A 22,325-nucleotide genomic window follows, 5' to 3' on the forward strand; every position below is an offset into this window, starting at 1 on the left:
CGGACAGCCGTACGCTGCAGACCAGCCCGGGGGTCACGCCCGACCCGGCCGACTGGCGCACCGACCTGGTGTCCGGCTCGCCGACTAAGCTCCCTCCGATGACGGCCCGCTCCCCCTACGCGTCGCTGGTCGACCAGGTGCCGGTCCGGCGCAGCGAGCTGGTCCTGCGCGGGAGCACCACGCGGATCTGGACCTACGGCCCCGACGACGCCGCCCGCACGGTGCTGTTCCTGCACGGCCTGCGCGGCGACCACCACGGCCTGGAGCCGATCGTCGCGAACCTGCCCGGGGTGCGCGTGGTGGTGCCCGACCTGCCGGGGTTCGGGGAGTCCACGCCGCTCGTCGGCGACGCCCACGACATCGCCGGGTACGCGGCCTGGACGCGGGACCTCCTCGACGCCCTCGACCGTGACCCCGTCCTCGCCGGTCACTCCTTCGGCTCGGTCATCGCCGCCGCGGCGGCCCCCGGCCTGGGCCGGCTGGTGCTCGTCAACCCCATCGCGACGTCCGCGCTGGCCGGCCCGCGCCAGGGCATGACGAAACTGACCGTCCTCTACCACCGGCTCGCCGCGGCGCTGCCCGAGCCCGCCGGCACGGCGCTGCTGCGCAACCCGCTGGTCACCCGTGTGGCCAGCGTCGCGATGGTCACCACGCCGGACCGGGCCCTGCGCGGCTGGATCCACGCCGAGCACGACCGCTACTTCTCCACGTTCGCCGACCGCCGGGTGCTGCTGGAGGCGTTCCACGCGTCGATCGGGCACGACGTGGCCGAGTTCGCGGCCGCGGTCACGGCGCCGACGCTGCTGGTGGCCGCCGAACGCGACGACATCGCCCCGCCCGCGGCCCAGCACGCGCTGGTCGGACGGTTCCCCGACGCGCGGCTCGTGATGATCCCGGGCACCGGGCACCTGGCCCACTACGAGGCGCCCGCGGCCGTCGGAGCGGCGATCAGCGGGTTCCTCGGATGAGGGTGCTCGTCGACTGCCGCTACACCAGCGTGCCCGTGCACAACGGCATCAGCCGCTACACCGCCGGGCTGGCGGCGGCGCTGGCGGAGATCCACCCGGTGGAGATGCTGATCCACGACCGGCGCCAGCTGGACCTGCTGCCCGACCTCCCGTGGCACCTGGTCAGCGCGCCGACGAGCATCCGTGAGCCGTGGGTGGCCCGGCAGGTGCGCAGGCTGGGGGCCGACGTCGTCTTCTCCCCCATGCAGACGATGGGCACCTGGGGCCGGGACTACCGCCTGGTCCTGACGCTGCACGACCTCATCTACTACCGCCACCCCACCCCGCCGCCGGAGTTCGCGGCGCCGATCCGGGCGCTGTGGCGGCTCTACCACCTCGCGTGGTGGCCCCAGCGGCTGCTGCTGAACCGCGCCGACGCCGTCGCGACGGTCTCGGAGACCACCGCGGCGCTGATCGCGCAGCACCGGCTCACGGCGCGGCCCGTCACCGTGGTGCCCAACGCGCCCGACCCCGCCCCGGAGGTCTCCCGGCTGCCGCGCACGCACGCGCTGGTCTACATGGGCTCGTTCATGCCCTACAAGAACGTCGACGTGCTCGCGCGGGCCATGGCGGGGCTGCCCGGACACGAGTTGCACCTGATGAGCCGCGTGTCCCCGGCCGAGCGCGAGCGGCTCATCGCGCTGGCTCGCGGTGGCCGGCTCGTCTTCCACGACGGCGCCGACGACGCCACCTACCGCGAGGTGCTGCGCGGGGCGACGGCGCTGGTCTCGGCGTCGCGGGACGAGGGCTTCGGCATCCCGCTGGTGGAGGCCATGGGGGTCGGCACGCCGGTGGTGGTCAGCGACATCCCCGTGTTCCGCGAGGTGGGCGGGGACGCCGCCACGTACGTGGCCCCCGACGACGTGCCGGGGTTCGTCCGCGCCGTCTCGGCCCTCGACGACGAGACCCGCTGGAAGGAGCTGTCGGAGGCCGCCCGCGAACGGGCGGCCCACTACAGCTGGGAGAACTCCGCGCGGGTCCTGCTGGCGCTGCTGGAGCGCCTGACCTGATCAGGCCGCGCGGCTGATGTGCACGCGATTGCGCGCGGCGAGGCTGCGGTAGAGGTCCTCGAACGTGTCCAGGGTGGCGCCGATGGCGTGCTCGGCCACGATGTCGAGGCTGGCCGCCCCCATCCGCCGGCGCACCGCCGGGTCCGACAGCAGCGCGGCGAGGCGCGTGGTCAGCTCCGGGACGTCGCCGGGGGTGTAGAGCCAGCCGTTGCGGCCGGGGCGCACCAGGTGCGGCAGCGCCATCGCGTCGGCCGCCACCACCGGTGTGCCGGACGCCATGGCCTCCAGCGTGACGAGGCTCTGCAGCTCGGCGATGCCGGGCATGCAGAACACGTCGGCGCGGGCGTAGGCCTCGACGAGCTCCTCCTCGGAGACGAACCCCCGGAAGCGCACGCGGTGGCCGACGCCGAGGGTCTCGACGAGCCCCGTCCACGCCTCGCGCTCGGGGCCGTCGCCGATCAGCTCGAGCCGCGCGTCGACACCCGCGGGCAGGGCGGCGAACGCCCTGATCAGCTCGTCGACCCGCTTCTCCTGGTCCATGCGGCCCACGAACAGCACCGTCGGAACGGCGGCGGGGTCCGGCATGGCCCCGAAAGTGGCACAGTGGTAGCGCTCGGCGTCGATGCCGCAGGAGACCGGGAAGGCGTCCTTCAGCCCGGCCGAGCGCACCAGCAGCTCCACGGCACGCGGCGTGGGCGCGGTGACGGCGTCGGCCTTGCCGAAGATCCGCCCCAGGTCCTTCCAGGCGATCTTGTAGCCGATGCGCTGCAGCGGGCGCGGGATCGGGGTGTGGGCCGCGAGGTTCTCGGGCATGAAGTGGTTGGTGGCCACGAGCGGGCGGCCGGTGCGGCTCGCCGCGTGCACCACGTAGCGGCCGACCACCATGTGCGCCTGCGTGTGCACGACGTCGGGGTCGATCTCCTCCATCAGCGCGGCGACGGAGGGGCTCGCCTCCCAGGGCATGCAGACCTGGAAGTCCGGGCGCATGAAGTAGCGGTGGGAGCGGACGCCGTGCACCGTGACGCCGTCGGCGCTCCGGCGGAACGGCGCGCCCTCGGGTGAGGGCGTGACCACGTGGATCTCGTGCCCGCGCCCGGCGAGGCCGGTGGCCAGGCGCTCGGCGAAGCGGGCGGCCCCGTTGACGTCGGGTGGGTAGGTCTCGGCGCCGATGAGAACGCGGAGCGGCTTCACTGGAGTGGTTTCCTCTCGGAGTCTTCGCGGGGAGCGAGCCGGGATCACCGGCGGGGGAGGAGGTCGGACCGCCGCGTCGAGATCGACGAGCGGGACGGCGACGGGGCCCCGGAGCGGGCCGCGGCGTCGGGATGGTGACGGGCCAGCGCCACGACACCCGCCGTGGCGACCAGACCCGCGGTGATCAGCAGCGCCCAGGTGCCGGCCGGGGTGTGCGCGCCCTCACCGAGCAGGACGACGCCCAGCAGCACGGCGACGATCGGGTCGACGACGGTCAGGCACGCGACCACCACCTCCGGCGGCCCCGACGCGAAGGCCTGCTGCACGAGCCAGCCGCCCGCGACGAGGGCGACCACGACGCCGAAGACCGTGGCGATGACGGCGGGGTCGAGCACCGAGCTCTCCCCGGAGGTGATGGTCTGCGACACGGCTCGTACCAGCGCCGACACGAGCCCGAAGGCGACGGCCCCGGCCATGGCGCAGAAGACGCACCTCAGCCAGCCGGTGCGGGCGTAGCCGAGGACGGCGAGCAGCAGCACGATGCCGGCGACGACGAGCCCCGCGAACAGCGTGGCGCCGTTGGGTGCGGGTGTGCTGACGGCGGTGCCGGCGGCGGTGCCGACGAACGCGGCCACGCCGGCGACGCACACGGCGACGCCGACAAGCACCCCGGCCGCCGGACGACGGCGGGTGCCGATGGCCGTGAGCACCACGGCGATCGGCACGGCCAGGACCCCGACGGGCTGCACGACCGAGAGCGGGGCCAGCACGAGCGCCACCGCGTGCAGCGTGGAGCCGCCCGCGGCCAGCGCGAGCCCGAGCAGCCAGCCCGGGCGCTTGGACACGTCGCGCATGCCGCGCAGCGACAGGGCGTCGCTGCTCGCGTCGTCGGAGGTGGTGTCGGTCTGGGCCGCGACGGCCCGGTGCTGCAGGACGGCCGCACCGGCGAAGCCGACCGAGGCCGCGACCGCGAGACCGATGGCGAGCACCGGCACGGTGGCGGTCAGCTGGCTGGACAACTGGACGGTCAGGTCGCTCATGCCACACGTCCGATGTCGGTGGGATCGTGCAGGACGGCGTCGGTCGTCACGCCGGCGGTGTTCGGGGCGTCGTCGACCGCGAGCCGGACGGACCGGGCGGTGACGAGCAGGACCAGCATCACTGACGCGTAGAGAACACGTTCCACCCCACCAAGGAGGGGAAATCCCGGTGACGTGCCGATAACGATCGGGACATGACTCAGCAGGAATCCGGCGCTGAGCACCGCCGTGGCGCCCGCGACCCCGGTCAGGCGGGGTGCCAGCGCGCGCCAGCCGTCGACCAGGCGGGCCCTCCGGGCCACCATCCAGCCGGCCAGCGGCAGGGACGCGAACACCCAGCCCCCGGCGACACGGTGGATGGTGGCCACCATCCCGGCCGGGGTGTCGGGCGCGTTCGTCGGGAACACGGCCACGAGCACGAGCGCCGTGCTGCCGCTGAGCAGCAGGCGGGTGGGCGGCGCGGGGTCGGGCAGGCCCGCGGGGGCGAGCCCCGCCGCCAGCGCGACCGCGCCGGCCGCCGGCGCGAACGCCGCCAGCGCGAGCAGCACGTACCCCCCGGGCACGTTCACGTAGTCGCTGATCGTCGCGTCGAGCGGATCCACGGTCGCCGCCCCCGCGACGTGCAGGAATCCCATCGTCACGAGTGCGACGGCGATGCCGCCCGCCACGACGGACCCTCCCGTCCATGTCCCCCCGGGCCGCGGCCCGGTCCCCCCGGTCGTCGTCATGCGTCCACGGTGCCAGGAGGCGGCTGAGACGCACATCAGGTTCCCCACCGAGTCCAGGGTGGGGTGATCCCTGAGTCCCGGGGTGGGGGTACCACCCGGTCGAGTGATCACGATCCGGCCACGACCCCGTCGTCGGGCAGCGGGTCGGCCCGTCCGGTCTGCCCGGGGAGCAGTGGGGACAGGGCCAGCTCACGGGGGGTGGTGCCGGGCGGCGCGGCGTCCAGCGCACGGACGCCGGCACGGTCGGCCACCTGCCCGAGCACGGCCCCGTCACCGTCGACGACCAGCGCGAGCACGCACCCGCACTGCGCGACCGCGAGATCCCGGGCCTCCGCCGCGGCGACGGCCTGGGGACGCCCCGTCAGCCGGCCGGCGTCCGTGCTCGCGGCGGCCGCGGCCCGTTGCCGCGCGTTGTCGAGTGCGGTGGCGGCGGGCACGCCGGGTTCCAGTGCCTCGAACCGCAACGCGGTCTGCACGCGCGGGATCTCCACCCGGAACACCGCGGTGACCGGCGTGGCCCCGGCGACCGCGGCGAGCGCGGCGGTGGGCGTCTGCTCCGGGCCGAACTGCACCAGCGCCGGTGCGACGACCCCCGCCGGAGGGCGGGTGGCCGGCAGCGACGCCAGGTAGCCGGCGACGTCCTGCCCCGGCTCGGGGCCCAGGTGCACGGACCCGGCCGGCGGCAGGGGGGCGGGCGGCGGGGAGCGCAGGGCGGCGTAGAGCGCGACGACCATGGCCACGACGACGCAGGTCAGGAGCACCCCGACCCGTCCGCGTACCGTCACCCACCGCTCCAATCACTGGGCCAATCACTGGGCCATTCGTGGTCCCAGTGTCGACGGCGCGTCCGACGCAGGTGGAGGCGGGGTCCCGGATCAGTCGCGCAGGAGCTCGAGCGCGCGCTCCAGGTCAGCGGGGTAGGGACTGGTGAACTCCACCCAGCGACCGTCGGCGGGGTGGGCGAAACCGAGCGAGCGGGCGTGCAGCCACTGCCGGTCCAGGTGCAGCCGCTTGGCCAGCGTCGGGTCGGCGCCGTAGGCCAGGTCGCCGACGCAGGGGTGGCGCAGCGCGGAGAGGTGCACGCGGATCTGGTGGGTGCGGCCGGTCTCCAGGTGGATGTCGAGCAGCGACGCGGCCCGGAACGCCTCCACCGTGTCGTAGTGGGTGACGCTGGGCTTGCCGTCGGCCACCACGGCGAAGCGGTAGTCGTGCTTGGGGTGGCGGTCGATCGGGGCGTCGATCGTGCCGCTGGAGGGATCGGGGTGCCCCTGGCAGACCGCGTGGTAGCGCTTCTCCACCGTGCGCTCCTTGAACGCGCGCTTGAGCTCGGTGTACGCGTGCTCGGAGGTGGCGACGGCCATGACGCCGGTGGTGCCGACGTCGAGGCGGTGCACGATGCCCTGGCGCTCGGCCGCGCCGGACGTCGAGACGCGGTAGCCCAGGGCGGCCAGCCCGCCGACGACGGTGGGGCCGGTCCAGCCGGGGCTGGGGTGCGCGGCCACGCCGACGGGCTTGTCGACCACGACGATGTCGTCGTCGGCGTAGAGGATGCCCAGCCCGGCCACGACCTCGACGGGCCCGCTGATGGGCGCGGGTGCCTCGGGCTCGGGCAGCTCGATCTCGAGCCACGAGCCGGCGGTCAGGCGGTCGGACTTGCCGGCGGCGCGCCCGTCGACCGCGACGTGGCCGTCCTCGGCGAGCGCGGCGACGACGGTGCGGGAGAGGCCGAGGAGACGGGACAGCCCGGCGTCGACGCGCATGCCGTCGAGCCCGTCGGGGACGGGGAGCTGGCGGGTGTCACTCATTCTCGGTGTCGTCCTTCTTGGTGCGTGCGTTGCTGCCGTCCATCTCCCGGCCCAGCAGGGCCAGCAGGACGAGCAGGAGGCCGCCGCAGGTGATGGCCGAGTCGGCCAGGTTGAACACGGCGAAGGCACGGCCGTCGGGCGCGAACGGCGAGACCATGTCCACGACGTGGCCCTGCAGCGGGCCGGGGGCGCGGAAGATCCGGTCGGTGAGGTTGCCGATCGCCCCGCCCAGCACCAGCCCGAGCGCGACGGCCCAGCCGGTGGAGCGCAGCTTGCGGGCCACCCGGATGATCACGACCACCACAGCGATGGCGACGATGGTCAGCACCCACGTGTAGCCGGTGGCCAGGGAGAACGCGGCGCCCGGGTTGCGCAGCAGCTGCAGGTAGATCAGCCCGCCGAGGATCCTCACCGGCTCGCGGCCCTCCAGCTGGGCCACCGCGACCGTCTTGGTGACGATGTCGAGGGCCAGCACGAGCACCGCGATCCCGGCGAGCAGCCGGACCCGCGGGTTGGCGGCGGCGCGGGTGGTGACGGGGCGATCCTGGGCGCTCACACCCTCATCATCCATGAAGCCGCTCCGCGGCCCGTGCGTGGATATCGGTGCCCCGGCACTGATATCCGCTCACGACCGTTCGGCGCCCGGCTCGTCACGGTTCCAGCGGGCCAGCCGGCCGCGCCGGTCGACCGCCCGGATCCGCTCCTCCGCCGCCGCCCGGGCCGCCGCCGTGGTGACGACGAGCAGCTGGTCGCGCTCGCGCAGGCGCGTCTCCAGCGTGGGGGTGAAGGCCTCCTTGTCGCGCACCACGAGGCTGACGGTGGCCCCGTGCGGCAGGCGCAGCTCGCGGAGGTAGACCCCGCGCAGCCGCGACCCGACGGGCACCCGGACCTGCAACAGGTCGGCCCCGAGCTCGTCGAGCGGTGCGGCGTCCACCTCGATCTCCTCGGCCTGCCCCTCGCGTGCCACGCCGAGCAGCTTCGCCACGAACGGCAGCGTGGTGCCCTGCAGCAGCGTCAGCACCACCACCAGCACGAACACGACGTCCACGAGCGTCGTCGCGCCGGGCGCACCTTCGATCAGGGCGATCAGCGCGAGCACGATCGGCACCGCACCGCGCAGCCCCGACCAGGACAGGAACGCCTGCTCCCGCCACGGCACCCGGAACGGGGTGGCGGCCACGACCACCGACAGGGGCCGGGCGACCAGCAGCAGCACGCCGCCCGCGATCAGGGCCGGCACCACCGCGTCGAGCAGCCGGAACGGCGACGCGTAGAGCCCGAGCAGCACGAACAACCCGATCTGCGCGAGCCAGCCGGTGCCCTCGGCGAACGAGCGGACGCCGCCGCGGTGCGGGAGGTCGGCGTTGCCCAGCACCAGGGCGGCGACGTAGGTGGCCAGCAGCCCGGACGCGTGCGCGAGCTGCCCGCCGGAGTAGGCGAGCACGCAGACCGCGATCGCGGCCAGCGGGTACAGGCCGGTGGACGGCAGCGCCGCGCGTCTCAGGGCCCAGGCGCCGCCGAGGCCCAGCAGCGCCCCGATCAGCGCTCCGGCCAGCAGCTCGTAGACCACCAGCAGCGGCGTGGTCCAGGTGATCGCGTCGTCGGAGGCGAGCAGGATGACAGCGATGACGACCGGAGCGTCGTTCATGCCGGACTCCAGCTCCAGCGCGCCCTCCAGCCGCTTGCTCACCCCCACCCCCCGCAGGACGCTGAACACGGCGGCCGCGTCGGTGGAGGACAGCACGGCGCCCCAGAGGAACGCGGTGCGCCACTCGAGGTCCAGGGCGAGGTGCAGCGCCACCCCCACCACGCCGATGCTGACCACCACCGCGACGGTGGACAGCGCGATCCCGATGCCCAGCGCGGGCCGCACGGCGTCCCAGCGGGTGGTGATGCCGCCCTCGACCAGGATCAGCACCAGCGCGGCGAGGCCGAGCGACTCCGTCAGCCGCGCGTTGGAGAACTGGATGCCCAGCACCGACTCGCCGAGCAGCACCCCGATGCCCAGGTAGAGCAGCAGCGAGGGCAGGCCGATGCGGACCGACACCCGCACCGCGACGACGCCGATGAGCACGACCGCGGCCACGACGCCGAGAAGGATCTCCAGGCTCATGGTCACCTCCGCCCGGGGCAACCCTATCGACGCAGGTGACGGTCCCCACGCCCGGCACACCCCGCGAGTCGGCGGTTTCGCGTGCGCGAGTCGGCGGTTTCGCGTCCGCGAGTCGGCTGTTTCGCGTGCGCGAGTCGGGGTCTGCGTGCGCGCGAGTCGGGTCAGGGATGCCAGGCCACGGTGGCCGCCACGCGCGGGCGGACCAGCTCGTCGAGCGCCGCGTCCACCTCGGGCACCCGGTCCGACGGCAGGCAGAGCCGCCGCGTCACCCAGACGGGGTCCTGGCGCGGCGGGGATCGGCGCTCCCACCACGTCACGGTCGGCTCGATCCCCAGCTCGCCCAGCACGGCGACGGCGTCGTCCGTGGTGGCGGGCGGCGGGCGGTGCAGCCCGTGGAACCGCTCCCAGAGCGGGTCGAGCCACGCCATCGGATGCTGCCCGAGCATCTCGACGACGACACCCCGCCGCGCCGCCGCGGTGAGCGCGAGCAGGAACGGCGGCAGGTCGACGACGTTGTGCAGCACGTGGTGGGAGACCACGACGTCGGCCGGGCCGGCCTGCTCCGCCGCGTCGGGCCAGGGCCCCAGGACCGTGCGGAAGGCGACCCCGCGGGACCGCGCCGTCGCGGTGAAGACGTCGAGCATGTCCTGCTGGCGGTCGACGCCGGTGACGCGGATCGCCCGCTCCACCAGCGCGAACGCGGCGTCTCCCCCGCCGCAACCGACGTCGAGCACGGAGCCCGGTGTGTGCAGCAGCGCGAGCCCCGCCGCGCGCGACGGCGTGTCGGCGGGCACCTCGGGCGGTACGAAGTAGGTGGCGTCGTGGTGCCAGGGATCATGCTCGGCCCGAGCCAGGATCTCGGGGGGAATCCCCCGGCCGCTCTGCAGTTCCGCCCACCGCTCCGCCGCCCCACCCACGAGGCCACCCAACCACGTCGGGCGGGTCGAGTCCGCCCCACCCCGGCTGCCCGGGCGGTCCCGCGACCGAGCGGAGAGCATGATCGGCGGAAGTGGGCGGCGGCGGCCATTCCTGGCGCCGCGTGCCCACTTCCGGTGATCACGGGGTTGGGGCCGCGCGGTGCGACGGCCCGCAGCGGCCGTGGTCGGGCGTTCTGCCCGCGGAAGGCGAACTCGCGCGGCGAGTCGGCGAACTCGCGCGTGGACGCCCCGGCCCGGGCACGCTCACGGCGCGACTCGCGCGCACCCACGCCCCGACTCGCGGGGTCAGGCCCGGGTGACCCCTGCCCGCACCTCCACCGCACTGCCGTCGGGGGCCAGCACCGAGCCCACCGACGTCGGCTCCGCCACCGGACCGTGGGTCACCGTCGTGGCCAGCACCTCGCCCGCCACGAACTCCTCGTGGGCGCGGACCGCCTCCGCGACCTCCGCCGCGGCGTCCAGGACCAGTGCGATGCGGTCGGAGACGTCGAGGCCGGCGTCGCGGCGGGCCTGCTGCACGAGCCGGACAACGTCCTTCGCCGTGCCCTCGGCCGCGAGCTCCGGGGTGACCGCGGTGTCCAGCACGACCAGGCCGGTGTTGCCCGGCAGCGCCAGCGCCACGGTGTCCTCCCCCACCCGCCCCGTGGCCACCAGCTTCTCGACGAACTCGCCCGGCAGCAGCGTGATCCCGGCGGCCGTGACCGTGCCGTCGGCGCCCTGCTCGAACTCCCCCGCCTTGACCGCGCGGATCACCTTCTGGGTGTCGCCGCCGAGGCGCGGCCCGCACGCGCGGGCGTTGACGGCGACCTCGAACCGGCCGTGCGCGGCGACGTCGTCGGTCAGGACGACGTCCTTGACGTTGACCTCGTCGCGCAGGATGTCGGCGAACGGCGCGAGGGTGTCGGCGTCGGTGGCGGCCACCGTCAGCGTGGCCAGCGGCAGCCGCACCCGCAGCTTGCGGGCCTTGCGCAGCGACAGTGTCGCCGACGCCACCTGCCGCACCCGGTCCATCGCGACGACGAGTGCGTCGTCGTGCGGCAGCTCGTCGGACAGCGCTGATGGGCCCTCCGCTGACGCTCCGGTCCGCGGCCAGTCGGCCAGGTGCACCGAGCGGCCGCCGGTGAGCCCCTGCCACAGGCGCTCCATCGTGAGCGGCAGCAGCGGCGCCGCGACGCGCGCGGTCACCTCCAGCACCGTGTGCAGCGTGTCGATCGCGTCGGCGTCACCGGCCCAGAACCGGTCGCGCGAGCGCCGGACGTACCAGTTGGTGAGCGCCTCGGCGTGGTCGCGGAGCGTCTCGCAGGCACCCGCGATGTCGTAGACGTCCATCGCCGCGGTGACGCTGTCGACCAGCGCCGCCGTCCGGGCGAGGACGTAGCGGTCCAGTACGTGCGTGGAGTCGGTGCGGGTCACGCCGGTGCGCCCGGCCGCCCCCGCGTAGAGCGACAGGAAGTACCAGGTGTTCCACAGCGGCAGGATCGCCTGCCGGACGCCCTCCCGGATGCCCTGCTCGGTGACGACGAGGTTGCCGCCGCGCAGGATGGGCGACGCCATGAGGAACCAGCGCATGGCGTCGGAGCCGTCGCGGTCGAACACCTCGTTGACATCGGGGTAGTTCTTGCGCGACTTGCTCATCTTGAGCCCGTCGTCGCCCAGCACGATGCCGTGCGCCACGCAGGACTCGAACGCGGGACGGTCGAACAGCGCCGTGGCCAGCACGTGGAGCGTGTAGAACCAGCCCCGGGTCTGCCCGTTGTACTCGACGATGAAGTCGCCCGGGTAGTGGTTGTCGAACCACTCCCGGTTCTCGAACGGGTAGTGCACCTGCGCGAACGGCATGGATCCCGACTCGAACCAGCAGTCGAGCACCTCCGGCACCCGGCGCATCACGGACTTCCCCGTCGGGTCGTCGGGGTTGGGCCGCGTGAGGTCGTCGATGTAGGGGCGGTGCAGGTCGGCCGGGCGCACGCCGAAGTCGCGCTCCAGCTCGTCGAGCGAGCCGTAGACGTCCGTACGGGGGTAGGCGGGGTTGTCCGACATCCACACCGGGATCGGCGAGCCCCAGTACCGGTTGCGGGAGATCGACCAGTCGCGGGCGCCCTCCAGCCACTTGCCGAACTGCCCGTCCTTGACGTGCTCGGGCACCCAGGTGATCTCCTGGTTGAGCTCCACCATCCGGTCGCGGAACGCCGTGACCTGCACGAACCACGAGTCGACGGCGCGCTGGATCAGCGGGTTGCCGCAGCGCCAGCAGTGCGGGTACGGGTGGTCGTAGGTCTCCCGGCGCAGCAGCACGCCCTGGACGTGCGGGGCGCCGTCGCGGAGGTCGGTGATGATGTGCGGGTTCGCGTCGAACACGAGCATCCCGGCGTAGGGGGCCACGCGCTCGTCGAACGTGCCGTCGGCCGCCACGGGCACGACGACCTCGATGCCCGCCGCGTCCGTGACCACCTTGTCCTCCTCACCGAAGGCCGGTGCGATGTGGACGATGCCGGTGCCGTCGTCGGTGGTGACGTAGTCGGCGGCGAGGATGCGGTGGGCGTTCGGCCAGCCGGCGAAGAAGTCGAACGGCGGGGTGTAGCGCGTGCCGACCAGCTCGGAGCCGCGGTAGGTGGCCAGCAGCGTCGGCTCCTCACCCAGCTCGCGGGCGTACGCCGCGACGCGGGCGGCGGCCAGCAGCCAGCGCTCCCCGTTCGCCTCGACCAGCGCGTACTCGACGTCGTTGTTGACGGCCATCGCGAGGTTGGACGGCAGCGTCCACGGCGTGGTGGTCCAGATGAGGGCGAGCGCGCCGTCCAGCTCCGGGCGTTCCGAGGACAGCCGGAACCCGACGGTGACGGCCGGGTCCTGCCGGTCCAGGTAGACGTCGTCCATCTTGGTCTCGGTGGCCGAGAGCGGCGTGCCGTCGTGCCAGCAGTACCAGAGGACGCGGAAGCCCTGGTAGACGAGGCCCTTGTCCCACAGCGACTTGAAGGCCCACATGACGCTTTCCATGTAGTCCAGGTCGAGGGTCTTGTAGTCGTGGTCGAAGTCGACCCAGCGGGCCTGCCTCGTGACGTAGTTCTGCCACTCGTCGGTGTAGCGCAGGACCGACGTGCGGCAGGCGTCGTTGAACGCGGCCACGCCCATCTCGTCGATCTCGTGCTTGTTCTTGATGCCCAGCTCGCGCTCGGCCTCGGTCTCGGCCGGCATGCCGTGCGTGTCCCAGCCGAAGCGGCGCTCGACGTGCTTGCCCTGCATGGTGCGGAAGCGCGGGACGACGTCCTTGACGTAGCCGGTGAGCAGGTGACCGTAGTGGGGCAGGCCGTTGGCGAACGGCGGGCCGTCGTAGAAGACGAACTCGTTGCTGCCGTTCTCCCCGGCCGGGCGCTGCCCGACGGACGCGACGAAGGTGTCGTCCTTGCGCCAGAAGTCGAGCACCTCGCGCTCCACCTCGGGGAACGACGGGTGAGCGGGGACGGTGGGGTAGGACATCGGGTACTCCTCGTGCGTGCTGGCGGACGCACGGGGACGACGCTCGCACGCCGCGGTACCACCCCGCTTGCCGATCGTCCGGGGACGAGCGGCCTCTCATCGAACGGCTGTGACGGGCCGAACCCGTCCGGTTCTACTCCAGGCCACGTCCTGCTCCTGCTGGCCTGTTTCTTCCGGAGGCTCCCCGGTGATGGCCGGATCGGTGCCTGTACGAACCAGGGTAGCCCCGTGGGGCCACCCGGTTTCTAGCGGGACGCGGTCTGGTGCCGGCCGGCCAGCGTGCGGTCGGGCGAACACCAGCCGCAGGGCGTGAAGCCCAGCTCCACGGCCTCGCGGACCGGCAGCGGGATGACCGCGACCGCAACCAGCGCCCGGCACTCCGAGACGTGGTAGCGCGGCTGCTCGTCGACGACGACGACCTCGTCGTCCAGCTTGCCGACGATCTCCGCGGCGACGGGGTCGCGCGGCTCCTCGGGCGCCTCCTCGACGGAGGCCTGGGCGGGAGGCGTCTGGGCGGGAGGCGTCTGGGCGGCCGGCGTCTGGGCGGGAGGCGTCTGGGCGGCCGGTGCCTGCTCGACGGGCTGGCGGACCGGCGCTGCGCCGAACAGGTCGACGTCCTCGGCCGGGGCGGACACCGTCGGCTCGGCCGGGGCGGACACCGTCGGCTCGGCCGGGGCCTTGGTGTGCGCCTCGACCTTCACCGTGGACTCGGCGTCGGGACCCGACGGGGACGTGCCGGCCTCGGTGGCGGCCGGCTCGGACACCACCGGCGCGGCGGCGTCGGCGCCGGGAGCTGCAGATCCGGGAGCTGCGGATCCGGGAGCTGCGGATCCGGCGACGGCGGACTCGGAACCCGCGGACGGCTCGGACACCGGAGCTCCGGCACCCGCCGCGGGTACGACGTCCCCCGCCTTGCCGGCCGGCTCGTCGCCGGTCTTCCCGTCCTCCGCATCGTTCCCGGCGTCCCTGGCGGGCCCCTCCTTGGTGAGCGAGGGGGCCTTGTGGAGCGAGGGGGACTTCTCGTCGGGCTCGTCGTCGGCCTTCCGACCGGCGGCGACGGCACCGGCCGCAGCCGCCGCGGCGGCACCCGTGGCGGGGCCCGCAACCGCGGCCGACGGAGGCTCCGCGTCGCCCGTCCCGAAACCGGGATCCGAACGATCAGCCTCCCCGCTGGTTACGGTCGGTGACGAAATTGCACTCGATGAGGTGACAGTGGGATCAGCGCCGGACGGTCGGGCGGGAGAGCCGGACGGTTGCACCGCCGGCATGACGACCGTCTGCTGGGCATCGGACGGACGTGCGTCCGGCTGCTTCGGGGCCTGCGCCGCGACCGTCTCATCCTCTCTCCGGGAGGAGGACGGGACGACCGGCAGCACCTCCGTGGCGGGATCCATGTCGGCCATGGGAGGTCGTCCCATGCCCGGCGGGAAACCCATCGGAGGGCTGGCCAGGGGGGCGGGCGCGCCCGCTGCCGGCTCGACGGCCGGGGCGGCCCCGGCCTTCACCGCCGCGCGGCGCTGCAGCCAGTCGACCAGCAGCACCACAGCGGCGACGACGCTCACGCCGACGGACACCCAGGCCCACAGCACACTGCCCGAGAGCAGCGCCACCACGAGCAGACCGAAGGCGATCACAACGAGGATCAGGACCAGCAGCAGCACGATTCACTCCGTGTGCGGCGGTGCGGCTCGTCTGGGCCGCACCGCCCGTGTAGGTCTTCGGGCAGGGTGGTTCAGCTACCGGCGTCGGCGCGCTGGCCGTACCCGGTGGCGGCGTAACCGCCGTTGGAGCTGGACCGGCCGTCGGACGGTGCCGCGGAGCCACGCTCCCCGAGGTCCCTGAGCTGGGACTCCAGGTAGGTCTTCAGACGGGTGCGGTACTCCCGTTCGAAGGTGCGCAGCTCGTCGATCTTCTTCTCGAGGACCGACTTGTCGCGGGTGATGGAGCCGATGATCTCGGCCTGCTTGCGCTCGGCGTCGCCGACCAGCGTGGTGGCCTTGTCCCGGGACTGACGCTCGAGGGTCTCGGCACGCGTACGTGCGTCGTTGAGCATCGTCTCGGCCCGGGCGCGGGCGTCGTTGGTGAGGCTGTCGGACTTGGTCCGGGCCTCCGACAACAGCTGCTCGGCCTTGGTGCGCGCGTCGGTCAGCATCGTGTCGGCCTCGGACTTGGCCTCGGCGGTGAGCCGCTCGGCCATCTCCTGGGCCATGCTGAGGACCTTGGCGACCTGTACGTGGTGGTCACCACCCTGGTCGCCCTGGTCCGCCGCGACCGGCGGAGGCGCAGCCATCGCACGCTGCGGCTCCATGGGCCGCTGGGGCTCCATGCGCTGCATCGGCGGGGGCTCGACCGCACGCTGGATCTGCTGCGTGGGAGGCGACACTGCGCCACCCATCGCGGCAGGTGGGCGCGAACGCGCCTCCTCCAGGTCGGCCTGCGCGTTACCGAGTCGCTGTTCGAGCGCGGAGACCTGCTCGCGCAGGTCCTCGTTCTCCTCGATCAGTCGAGCCAGTTCGGCCTCGACGAGATCGAGGAACGCGTCGACCTCGTCCTCGTTGTACCCCCGTTTCCCAATGGGGGGTTTGCTGAACGCGACGTTGTGAACGTCGGCGGGAGTCAGCGGCATCGGATCACCTCATGCAGTCCTCGGCGGCGGAGCTGTGCGACTGGGGCTCGCTACAGCACCGGCTGGGCAACGTTCATCAATATGAACACGACCAGCAGCAGAACCATAATCGACAAGTCCAGTCCTACGCCGCCGATCCTGACGACCGGGATCACTCTCCGCAACAACTTCACGGGGGGATCGGTGGCGGTGAAGATCAGCTCCAGCGCCACCGCGCTCGGTCCGGCCGGCACCCACTGGCGCGCGAACGACCGCACGAGCTCGGCGACGATCCGGCCGATGAGCAGCAGCCAGAACAGGAAGAGCACGTAATAGACGACGAACTGGATCGCGAGTGCCACGCCCGCGATCCTAGCCGTCAGTCGACCCCGGGCCGCCCGCGCTGGGCGAGCTTGCGCGCGTCGTCCGCCGACACCTCGACGTCGGCGGGAGTAAGCAAGAACACCCGGTTGGTCACCTTGTCGAAGCCGCCGCGCAGCGCGAAGACGAGCCCGGCCGCGAAGTCGACGAGCCGCTTGGCGTCCGCCGCGTCGAGCTCGGTGAGGTTCATGATCACCGGGATGCCCTCGCGGTAGCGCTCGCCGATCTCGCGCGCCTCCTTGTAGCTCTGCGGGTGCAGCGTGGTGATCCGCGAGAGCGCCGAGGCGGGCGGCACGGGGCGTTCCCGCTGCTCAGGGACGGCAGCAGGCACCGGCGGCCGCACCGGCTCACGCAGCACGTGCTCCTGGTGGAAGGCGTCGGTGTCCATCGCCAGAGCACCCCGCACGGCCGACGGTCCGAAGCTGGCGCCACCTCGTGAGGGTTCCCGCGACAGTTCCCGTGCGGCCACGGAGATCGGCCGCTCGACGCCCGTGGGACGCGCCGCGCGGCGCTCCCAGTCGTCGTCGTAGGAGTCCCGGGTGTCCCGGGACTCGACGCCTCCCTCACGCGGGAACCGGTCGTCCCAGCGCTCGTCGCCGTACTCGCGGGAACCTCGCTCCGGACGGCGGGACACCGCGTACCGGTCGTGAACCGGTTCGTCGGAGTACTCCTCCAACTCCTCGGCGGGCACCATGCCGAAGTAGGCCTTCAGCTTGTACATCGCGCCCATCCGCGCTCCCATCCTCGATGCCCCCGACTGCCGACCGCTCCCCAGCGGCCAGGCGATCACCGGGAGGTTAACCGCCGTTCCCCCACAAGAGCCGTTCCGACACGCACCACGTCCGAACCATGACGGATCGCGACCTCGAGGTCACCGCTCATACCGATCGACAGGGTCCTGGCCTGCGGATGTGCGGCGCGCAACTGCTCCGCGGCGGCGGCGACGGAGGCGAATGCGGCGTCCGGGTCCGCGCCGAGCGGCGCCACGGCCATCAGTCCGTCCAGCTGCAACCCGGCGCAACCTGCGATGTGTTCGGCGAGCGGGCCCAGACCGTCGCGGGTCACACCGCCCCGATGTGGATCACCGTCGACACTCATCTGGACCAGCAGACGGAGGATCCCGTCGCGCTCGCCGGTGTCCAGCGCGCGCCGGACGGCGACGTCGAGGGCGTCGGCCAGCCGCACCGAGTCGACCGATTCCACCCGATCGGCCCAACGGACGACGGCGCGGGCCTTGTTCCGCTGCAGCCCGCCGACCACGTGCCAGCGCGGCCGGGCGTCGGGGCGGAGCGCGGCGACCTCCTCGACCTTGCGCCCGGCCTCCTGCACACGGTTCTCCCCGAAGGCCACGCAGCCGAGATCGAGCAGCGTCGCGACGTCGGCGGCCGGGACGGTCTTGGTGACGGCGAGCAGGTCGACGGAGCCCTGCGGACGCCCCGCGGCGGCGCAGGCGGCGTCGATCCGCTGCCGCACGACGGCCAGCCGGCGCGCGAGCTCCTCGGGGCGGGTCTCCCCGCTCACGACGGGTCGAGCCACGTGATCGCGGCGAGACGGCCGGTGCGGCCGTCGCGACGGTGGCTGTAGAGCGTGCGCTCCTCCATCGTGCAGCGCGGGTCGGCGTCGATCCGCGACACACCCAGGTCGGTGAGCTGCTGGTACAGGCCCGCACGCAGGTCCAGGCCGGGCGTGCCCTTGCGGGTCCTCACCGCGCTGCCGGGCAGCCGCGACTCCACCTGGGCGCGCATCGCGGCCGGCACCTCGTAGCAGAGGCCGCAGACCGCCGGTCCGAGCAGCACCTCGAGTGCCTCCGCGGACGCCCCGAGCCCCACCATCGCCTCGACGACGGCCGGGATCACCCCGGCGGCCGCCCCGACGCGCCCCGCGTGGGCGGCGCCGACGACCCCGGCGACGGGGTCGGCGAGCAGCACCGGCACACAGTCGGCGGCGAGCACCGCGACCCCCACGCCGGGCAGGGCCGTGACGACGGCGTCGGTGGCCTCCCGGTCCGGCTCGTCCGGGCCCGGGACCGCGTCGATCACGGCCACGCGGTTGCCGTGGATCTGCTCCAGGAACACGACGGGCACGCCGAGCTCCGCGGAGAGTCGCCGCCGGTTGGCGGCGACGTCACCCGGACGGTCGCCTACCCCGATGGACAGGTTGAACGACGAGTACGGCGCGGCGGACCGCCCACCGTCCCGCGTGGACACGACCCGGCGAACACGACCTACCACGCGGCCACCGTACGTCGATCACGGCGGGATGGTCGCGCCCCGGACGTGCGGCACGACCATCTGCCCATGATCAGCGCTTCATGAACGGCGGCACGTCGACGTCGTCGTCCAGGTCACCCTGGTCGGCGGCCGGGGCCGCGGGAGCGGTCGGGGCGGCCGGCGGGGTCGGCGGCGTGTAGAGCGGCGGCTCGGCAGGAGCCTGCTCCACGACGCGGGCCGGCTCGGGCTGGCGCGGGGCCGGCGGCTGGTACGCCGCCGCCGGGGCGGCCGGCGGCAGGGTGCCGGTCTGGTTGGGCACACTCGCGCTGGCCGTCGGGAGGTTGGTGGACAGCGGCGCGGACCCGTTGCCGTTCCCGTTGCCCGACGACGGCGTCGACGACGGTGCCGTCGTGGTGCCGCTGACCCCGGGCGCGATGGCGCCGGACGACCGGGACCCGAACGCCTGCGGCTCGAGCTTCTTGTGGGTCGGCCCACCGGACTCGAAGCCCGCGGCGATGACGGTGACGCGCACCTCGTCGCCGAGCGAGTCGTCGATCACCGTGCCGAAGATGATGTTGGCCTCGGGGTGCGCGGCCTCCTGCACCAGCGACGCGGCCTCGTTGATCTCGAACAGGCCGAGGTCCGAGCCGCCCGCGATGGACAGCAGTACGCCCTGCGCGCCGTCCATCGACGCCTCGAGCAGCGGCGAGTTGATCGCCTTGCTCGCGGCCTGCACGGCGCGGCCCTCCCCGCGGGACGAGCCGATGCCCATGAGGGCGCTTCCAGCACCCGACATGACCGACTTGACGTCGGCGAAGTCGAGGTTGATGAGGCCGGGGGTGGTGATCAGGTTCGTGATGCCCTGGACACCGGAGAGTAGCACCTCGTCGGCGGAGCGGAACGCCTCCATCAGCGAGACGCCCACGTCACCCAGCTGCAGCAGGCGGTCGTTGGGGATGACGATCAGCGTGTCGCACTCGGTGCGCATGCCGCCGATCCCCTCCTCCGCCTGGCCCGCGCGACGGCGGCCCTCGAAGGTGAACGGGCGGGTGACGACGCCGATGGTCAGCGCGCCGAGCTTGCGGGCGATCGACGCGACGACGGGCGCGCCGCCGGTGCCGGTGCCGCCGCCCTCCCCCGCGGTGACGAAGACCATGTCGGCCCCCTTGAGGACCTCCTCGATCTCCTCGCGGTGGTCCTCGGCGGCCTTGCGGCCGACCTCGGGGTTCGCGCCGGCGCCGAGGCCGCGCGTGAGCTCGCGGCCGATGTCGAGCTTGACGTCGGCGTCGGACATCAGGAGGGCCTGGGCGTCGGTGTTGACCGCGATGAACTCGACGCCCTTGAGCCCGACCTCGATCATCCGGTTGACGGCGTTCACGCCGCCGCCGCCGATGCCGACGACCTTGATCACGGCCAGGTAATTGTGTGGGGGCGTCATGGGGCGCACCTTCCAGTCGAGCTCGGGTCCGTTCCCGGAGGTCCGGGCCAGCGGTTCGAACGCTAGGTCGCGTAATGGCTGCGGTCCAGCAGGCGCGCCGTGTGTGGGAAGCGCCTAACCGGGCGTGCGCTCCTGGTCGGCGAAGCGAACGGCAGCGTGCTAACGCCGGATGGTCGGCAGATCCGGGCTGGTCACGTCGAAGACGTGGCCGGGTTCGGTGAGCAGCGGCACGATCACGGCGGCCTTGTCGGCCGCCCGTTCGACCGTGCCCCACAGCACCTGACGGTCGTCGGTCAGACCGAACGTGACCTGCCCGGGTGCCCCGGCCGTGACGGCGACCGACACCGTCTGGACCTGCTTGCGGACCGCCTCGGGCAGGGTCGCCAGTGCGGTGACGGCCGCGCGGGTGGCGGGGTCGTCGGGCCCGACGGCACCGAAGGTCAGCCGCGGCAGGCCGGGGCCGGGCGTGCCCGGGTAGACGACGCCACCCGCGTCGACCAGCGCCACGCCCTTCGGTGTGGCCACCGACGCCACCGGGACGCGCTCGACGACCGCGACCGTGACGGTGTGCGGCCAGCTCCGCCCGACCGACACCGTGGCCACCGACGGCAGCGCCGCCACGCGCGCGGCGATCGCGGCGGTGTCGACGTCGGCGAGCGGGCCTCCGGTGGTCACGGCGGCGGCGCGCCGCACGTCGGCGGACGTGATCGTGGCGAGCCCGGTGATCTGCACGTCCTGGACGTCGGCCAGCCCGGAGTAGAGCAGGGCGCGTACACCGAACCCGATCCCGACGAGGATCCCCACGACGACCAGCGCCGCGATCAGCCGGCGTCTGCGGTAGGTGCCCGTCGACGGCCGCGGCGTCCGCGCGGCGGGGCTGGGCCGCCGCCGCTGCGGGCGGGGCCCGACCGGCTCCGACGGCCGGACCGGCTCCGTCGGACGGGCCGCCGGCCTGGTCACTCCCGCTTCTCCAGCTCCAGCAGGATCTCCGGGGCCAGCACGGTGACGTCACCGGCACCCATCGTGATCACCAGGTCACCGGCGCGGGCCAACCCGGCCACCACCGCGGGCACGTCGGCCCAGCGCGGCACGTAGTGCACGTGGTCGGCGGGCAGCGTGACGGCGTCGACGACGAGCTGACCGCTGACCCCGGGCTCGGGGTCCTCGCGGGCGGCGTAGACGTCGAGCACGACCACCTCGTCGGCGATGCCGAGCGCCTCGCCGAACGCGACGGCGAAGTCACGGGTGCGGGAGTACAGGTGCGGCTGGAACGCGACGACGACGCGGCCGGCGCCCACCACGTCGCGGGCCGCGCGCAGCTGGGCGGCCACCTTCGTGGGGTGGTGGGCGTAGTCGTCGTAGACCGCGACGCCGGCGGCACGGCCGCGGAACTCGAAGCGGCGGCGCACGCCGTCGAACGCGGCGAGCCCCTCGAGCAGCCCCTCGACCGGCGCGCCCAGCTCGACCCCGGCCAGCAGCGCGGCCAGCGCGTTGAGGGCCATGTGCTCGCCGGGCACGGACAACCGCAGCCGGTGCTCCACACCGTCGTGGCGCAGCACGATGCGGGCACCCGGGCCGTCGGGGCGGAAGTCGAGGAGCACGGCGTCCGCCCCGGTGTCGCGGCCGTAGCGCCGCACCCGGATCCCACGGCTCCCGGCGTCCCGGGCCAGCTGGGCCGATCCCGGATCGTCCGCGCACGCGACGAGCGCCCCACCCGCGACGATCCGGTCGAGGAACGTGCCGAACGCGGCGACGTAGGCCTCGGCGGTGCCGTAGTGGTCCAGGTGGTCGGCCTCGACGTTCGTCACGATCGCGACCGTCGGGGAGAACGCGAGGAACGACGCGTCGCTCTCGTCGGCCTCGGCCACGAAGATCTCGCCGGTGCCCTCGTGGGCGCCCGAGCCGGACGCGGCGAGGTCGCCGCCGATGGCGAACGACGGGTCGAGCCCGCAGTGCTGCAGGGCGACGGTGAGCATCGAGGTGGTGGAGGTCTTGCCCGCCGTGCCGGTGACGGCGGCGAGCGTGCGGCCCCGCGTCAGCGCGGCGAGGGCCTGGGCGCGGTGGGCCACCGGGATGCCGCGCTCGCGGGCGGCGGCCAGCTCCGGGTTGGCGGCGCGGATCGCGGTGGACACCACGACCGTGGCCGGGGCCTCGGGCAGGTGCGCGGGATCGTGGCCGATCTCGATGCGGGCGCCCAGTGCGCGCAGGGCCAGCACCGCGCGGGAGTCCTTGGCGTCGGAGCCCGACACCGTGACGCCGCGGGCCAGCAGGATGCGGGCGATGCCGCTCATGCCGGCACCCCCGATACCGATGAGGTGGACGCGGTCGGCCAGCTCGACGGGGTCGGTAGGAGTCATGACGCGTGCTCCCGGACGGTGCAGGCGG

20 protein-coding genes are annotated in these 22,325 nt (G+C 73.7%); 2 read left to right on the plus strand and 18 right to left on the minus strand.

Translation table 11 applies throughout. From position 1 onward, the window contains the following. Positions 1-98 precede the first annotated feature (98 nt). Both BGP03_RS07740 and BGP03_RS07745 read left to right on the plus strand, forming a co-directional pair. The gene (locus BGP03_RS07740) at positions 99-968 is read left to right on the plus strand and encodes an alpha/beta fold hydrolase (RefSeq protein WP_298800911.1); all 870 of its coding nucleotides are present in this window, start codon (positions 99-101) and stop codon (positions 966-968) included. Continuing rightward, a complete protein-coding gene (locus tag BGP03_RS07745) occupies positions 965-2,017 on the plus strand; it encodes a glycosyltransferase family 1 protein (RefSeq protein ID WP_296372841.1) in 1,053 nt (350 codons plus the stop codon). The genes BGP03_RS07740 and BGP03_RS07745 overlap by 4 nt, the downstream gene beginning before the upstream one ends. Here BGP03_RS07745 and BGP03_RS07750 read toward each other — a convergent pair whose 3' ends face one another. From BGP03_RS07750 to murC, 18 genes are all read right to left on the minus strand, one after another. Continuing rightward, positions 2,018-3,208, minus strand: a complete 1,191-nt coding sequence (locus BGP03_RS07750) for a glycosyltransferase (RefSeq protein ID WP_296372844.1) — start codon at positions 3,206-3,208, stop codon at positions 2,018-2,020. 44 nt (positions 3,209-3,252) lie between these two features. Next, positions 3,253-4,248 (minus strand): hypothetical protein, encoded by a 996-nt coding sequence (locus tag BGP03_RS07755; protein WP_298800910.1) that lies wholly within the window; start codon positions 4,246-4,248, stop codon positions 3,253-3,255. Beyond that, the gene (locus BGP03_RS07760; RefSeq protein ID WP_298800909.1) at positions 4,245-4,976 is read right to left on the minus strand and encodes a DUF998 domain-containing protein; all 732 of its coding nucleotides are present in this window, start codon (positions 4,974-4,976) and stop codon (positions 4,245-4,247) included. Before BGP03_RS07760 ends, BGP03_RS07755 begins: the two co-directional genes overlap by 4 nt. Positions 4,977-5,083: 107 nt before the next feature. Then, positions 5,084-5,761 carry a hypothetical protein gene (locus BGP03_RS07765; protein WP_298800908.1) on the minus strand — a complete coding sequence of 226 codons (678 nt, stop codon included), beginning with the start codon at positions 5,759-5,761 and terminating at the stop codon, positions 5,084-5,086. Between the two features lie 90 nt (positions 5,762-5,851). Further along, a complete protein-coding gene (locus BGP03_RS07770) occupies positions 5,852-6,781 on the minus strand; it encodes an RluA family pseudouridine synthase (protein WP_298800907.1) in 930 nt (309 codons plus the stop codon). Next, positions 6,774-7,337 carry a signal peptidase II gene (lspA, locus tag BGP03_RS07775; protein WP_298800906.1) on the minus strand — a complete coding sequence of 188 codons (564 nt, stop codon included), beginning with the start codon at positions 7,335-7,337 and terminating at the stop codon, positions 6,774-6,776. Before lspA ends, BGP03_RS07770 begins: the two co-directional genes overlap by 8 nt. A gap of 69 nt (positions 7,338-7,406) precedes the next feature. After that, positions 7,407-8,894 carry a potassium/proton antiporter gene (locus BGP03_RS07780; RefSeq protein ID WP_296372856.1) on the minus strand — a complete coding sequence of 496 codons (1,488 nt, stop codon included), beginning with the start codon at positions 8,892-8,894 and terminating at the stop codon, positions 7,407-7,409. 161 nt (positions 8,895-9,055) lie between these two features. Further along, entirely contained in the window at positions 9,056-9,811 is a 756-nt protein-coding gene (locus BGP03_RS07785) for a class I SAM-dependent methyltransferase (protein WP_296372858.1), read from the minus strand. Between the two features lie 306 nt (positions 9,812-10,117). Continuing rightward, entirely contained in the window at positions 10,118-13,306 is a 3,189-nt protein-coding gene (gene ileS / locus BGP03_RS07790; RefSeq protein WP_296372860.1) for an isoleucine--tRNA ligase, read from the minus strand. Positions 13,307-13,551: 245 nt separating this feature from the next. After that, a complete protein-coding gene (locus BGP03_RS07795) occupies positions 13,552-14,967 on the minus strand; it encodes a hypothetical protein (protein WP_298800905.1) in 1,416 nt (471 codons plus the stop codon). 71 nt (positions 14,968-15,038) lie between these two features. After that, positions 15,039-15,932: a DivIVA domain-containing protein gene (locus BGP03_RS07800; protein ID WP_296372865.1), complete on the minus strand. Its 894-nt coding sequence runs from the start codon at positions 15,930-15,932 to the stop codon at positions 15,039-15,041. 50 nt (positions 15,933-15,982) lie between these two features. Next, positions 15,983-16,273: a YggT family protein gene (locus BGP03_RS07805; RefSeq protein WP_296372867.1), complete on the minus strand. Its 291-nt coding sequence runs from the start codon at positions 16,271-16,273 to the stop codon at positions 15,983-15,985. A 17-nt stretch (positions 16,274-16,290) separates the two neighbouring features. Continuing rightward, on the minus strand, positions 16,291-17,022 hold the full coding sequence (sepF, locus tag BGP03_RS07810; protein WP_296372869.1) for a cell division protein SepF: 732 nt from the start codon (positions 17,020-17,022) through the stop codon (positions 16,291-16,293). Positions 17,023-17,078: 56 nt separating this feature from the next. After that, positions 17,079-17,813 carry a YggS family pyridoxal phosphate-dependent enzyme gene (locus tag BGP03_RS07815; RefSeq protein ID WP_296372871.1) on the minus strand — a complete coding sequence of 245 codons (735 nt, stop codon included), beginning with the start codon at positions 17,811-17,813 and terminating at the stop codon, positions 17,079-17,081. Further along, positions 17,810-18,523, minus strand: coding sequence for a peptidoglycan editing factor PgeF (gene pgeF, locus BGP03_RS07820; RefSeq protein ID WP_296372873.1), 714 nt, complete (start codon positions 18,521-18,523; stop codon positions 17,810-17,812). Before pgeF ends, BGP03_RS07815 begins: the two co-directional genes overlap by 4 nt. Positions 18,524-18,593: 70 nt before the next feature. Then, positions 18,594-19,940, minus strand: coding sequence for a cell division protein FtsZ (ftsZ, locus tag BGP03_RS07825; RefSeq protein WP_296372875.1), 1,347 nt, complete (start codon positions 19,938-19,940; stop codon positions 18,594-18,596). 159 nt (positions 19,941-20,099) lie between these two features. Further along, entirely contained in the window at positions 20,100-20,900 is an 801-nt protein-coding gene (locus BGP03_RS07830; RefSeq protein ID WP_298800904.1) for an FtsQ-type POTRA domain-containing protein, read from the minus strand. Then, positions 20,897-22,297, minus strand: a complete 1,401-nt coding sequence (gene murC, locus BGP03_RS07835) for a UDP-N-acetylmuramate--L-alanine ligase (RefSeq protein ID WP_296372879.1) — start codon at positions 22,295-22,297, stop codon at positions 20,897-20,899. The genes BGP03_RS07830 and murC overlap by 4 nt, the downstream gene beginning before the upstream one ends. Between the last annotated feature and the right edge of the window lie 28 nt (positions 22,298-22,325).

It is taken from the genome of Pseudonocardia sp. 73-21 (genome assembly GCF_001899645.1).
Classification (GTDB): Bacteria; Actinomycetota; Actinomycetes; order Mycobacteriales; family Pseudonocardiaceae; genus Pseudonocardia.

Coding starts and splice junctions, on each gene's coding strand:
- BGP03_RS07740 (WP_298800911.1), top strand. CDS start 99: ATGACGGCCCGCTCCCCCTACGCGTCGCTGGTCGACCAGGTGCCGGTC.
- BGP03_RS07745 (WP_296372841.1), top strand. CDS start 965: ATGAGGGTGCTCGTCGACTGCCGCTACACCAGCGTGCCCGTGCACAAC.
- BGP03_RS07755 (WP_298800910.1), bottom strand. CDS start 4,248: ATGAGCGACCTGACCGTCCAGTTGTCCAGCCAGCTGACCGCCACCGTG.
- BGP03_RS07760 (WP_298800909.1), bottom strand. CDS start 4,976: ATGACGACGACCGGGGGGACCGGGCCGCGGCCCGGGGGGACATGGACG.
- BGP03_RS07770 (WP_298800907.1), bottom strand. CDS start 6,781: ATGAGTGACACCCGCCAGCTCCCCGTCCCCGACGGGCTCGACGGCATG.
- BGP03_RS07780 (WP_296372856.1), bottom strand. CDS start 8,894: ATGAGCCTGGAGATCCTTCTCGGCGTCGTGGCCGCGGTCGTGCTCATC.
- ileS (WP_296372860.1), bottom strand. CDS start 13,306: ATGTCCTACCCCACCGTCCCCGCTCACCCGTCGTTCCCCGAGGTGGAG.
- BGP03_RS07800 (WP_296372865.1), bottom strand. CDS start 15,932: ATGCCGCTGACTCCCGCCGACGTTCACAACGTCGCGTTCAGCAAACCC.
- sepF (WP_296372869.1), bottom strand. CDS start 17,022: ATGGGCGCGATGTACAAGCTGAAGGCCTACTTCGGCATGGTGCCCGCC.
- ftsZ (WP_296372875.1), bottom strand. CDS start 19,940: ATGACGCCCCCACACAATTACCTGGCCGTGATCAAGGTCGTCGGCATC.
- murC (WP_296372879.1), bottom strand. CDS start 22,297: ATGACTCCTACCGACCCCGTCGAGCTGGCCGACCGCGTCCACCTCATC.